The following is a 2,219-nucleotide window of genomic DNA, read 5'->3' as shown; positions in this document are numbered from 1 at the left end:
TTGCCTTTGTAAACAAGCGACGCAATGGTTATGCTGGGGAAGTTATGGGGTCGTATATGTGGGGTGGGGTGTTGCCCCCCTCCTCCCCCCCCCCCCCCCCCCCCCGACGGCGTCTTCCAGCGCCGCCAGCGACGCCGGCAGCGCCTGCAGGAAGGCCTGCGCCATGCTCTTGAGCAGCGCCTCCTTGCCGCGCGCGCGCTGGCGGGCGGCGTCCAGGTCGAAGGTGGCGAAGCGCGCCGCGCCGCGTTGCCGCTGTGGCTGCGGCGCCGGCTCGGGCGCGCGCGCCGGGGCGGCGCCGCCGGAGTCCGCCTCCAGCCGTTCCAGCAACTGGTCCGGGTCGATTGGCTTGGAGACGTAGTCGTCCATGCCGGCGGCCAGGCACAACTCGCGGTCTTCGCGCATCGCGTTGGCGGTCAGCGCGATGATGCGCAGGCGCCCGGCGCCGCCGCGTTCGCGCTCGCGCCGGCGGATCTCGCGGGTGGCCTGGTAGCCGTCCATCTCCGGCATTTGCCCGTCCATCAGCACGGCGTCGAAGGCGCCGCCCTCGAGCAGCTCGAGCGCCTCGCGGCCGTTGTTGGCCAGCGCGAACAGGTGGCCGCGCGCGCGCAGGATTTCCGTCACCAGCGTCTGGTTGATCGGGTGGTCCTCGGCGACCAGCACGCGCAGCACGCGCGCCGGCCCGGCCGGCATCGCCAGCACGCCGCCGGCGATGCGCGCCGCTTCGCGCGAGGCGATGCCGGCGGCCATCATGATGGCGTCGAACAGTTCCGACTGTTTGACGGGCTTGCGCAGGAAGCGCTGGATGCCCAGTTGCTCGCAGCGCGCCACCTCGCCGGCCGCGTCGCTCGACGAGAGCATCATGATGACGGTGTTGTCGACGCCGGGCAGTTGGCGGATCGCCTCGGCCAGCTCGAAGCCGTCGGCGTCGGGCATGCGCGCGTCCAGCAGGGCCAGCGGGAAGGAGGTGCCGGCCGCGCTCGCCAGGCGCAGCGCCGCCAGCGCCTGCCCGGCGTCGCTGGCCAGCGTCGGGCGCATGTTCCAGTTGGTCAGCGTCTGGCCGAGGATCAGGCGGTTGGTCTGGTTGTCGTCGACCACCAGCACCGCCATGTTGTCGAGCGCGCCGGCCTGCTGGGCGGGCGGCGGCGCCTCGGCCGCCAGCGCCAGGCGCAGCGTGAAGTGGAAGTCGGTGCCGCGCCCCGGTGCGCTGTCGACCCAGATTTTGCCGCCCATCAGCCCGACCAGTTGCGACACGATGGTCAGGCCGAGGCCGGTGCCGCCATACTCGCGCGTGGTCGAACTGTCGGCCTGGGCGAATGCGCGGAAGATGTTTTGCTGCTGTTCGGGGGCGATGCCGATGCCGGTGTCGGAGACGCAAAAGCGCAGTTGCGCGACGCCGTCGGACAAGGCCTGGCAGGCGACCCGGACCACCACCTCGCCCTGGCGGGTGAACTTCAAGGCGTTGCCGGCGAGGTTGATGACGATCTGCGCCAGCCGGCCCGGGTCGCCGACGAACCAGGCCGGCACGTCCGGCGCCACCTGGTAGGTCAGCTCCAGGCCCTTGTCGTTGGCGGTGGCGGCGAACGCCTTGAGTGTGTCGCCGAGCGATTCGCGCAGTTCGAAGGCGATGGCGTCGAGCTCGAGCTTGCCTTCCTCCATTTTCGAAAAATCCAGGATGTCGTTGAGCAGGCGCAGCAGGGAGCCGGCCGAGGTTTTGATCAATTGCATGTAGTCGCGCTGCTGCACCGTCAAGTCGGTTTTCAGCACCAGCGCCGTCAAGCCGATGACGCCGTTCATCGGCGGACGGATTTCGTGGCTCATATTGGCCAGGAAGGCGCTCTTGGCGCGGCTGGCCGCCTCGGCGGCGTCCCTGGCCTGGCGCAACTCCGACTCGGCGCGGTTGCGTTCGGTGACGTCGTGCGCCACCGCGTACACCAGGCCGGAGGCGGTCGGCACCGCCTGCCAGGACAGGTTGCGGTAGGAGCCGTCCTTGCAGCGGTAGCGGTTTTCAAACTGCTCGGTGCGCTTGCCGTCGGCCAGCTCCCGCGCCTCGTGGCCGGTGGCGGGGCGGTCGTCGGGGTGGATGAAGTCCAGGTAGGGCCGGGCGCTGAGCTCGTCCGTGCTGTAGCCAATCCACCCAAGTTAAGGATTTTCCAACCTTTTAACATGGTTTTTGGGCCATGTGCTTGTGCGGCTTCGGCCTGGCTTTGCGTGTTTTGGAT

Annotated in this window: 1 protein-coding gene; it reads right to left on the bottom strand. The window is 69.5% G+C overall.

The annotated features are described in order from the left end of the window. Positions 1–42: 42 nt before the first annotated feature. Positions 43–2,130, bottom strand: a complete 2,088-nt coding sequence (locus tag ACFDR9_RS27555) for a response regulator (RefSeq protein ID WP_409033058.1) — start codon at positions 2,128–2,130, stop codon at positions 43–45. Between the last annotated feature and the right edge of the window lie 89 nt (positions 2,131–2,219).

The organism is Janthinobacterium sp. CG_23.3 (genome assembly GCF_046115965.1).
Taxonomy (GTDB): domain Bacteria; phylum Pseudomonadota; class Gammaproteobacteria; order Burkholderiales; family Burkholderiaceae_D; genus Janthinobacterium.
Note: the sequence above shows the minus strand (reverse complement) of the source record. Positions and strands in the feature narration are given on the sequence as shown.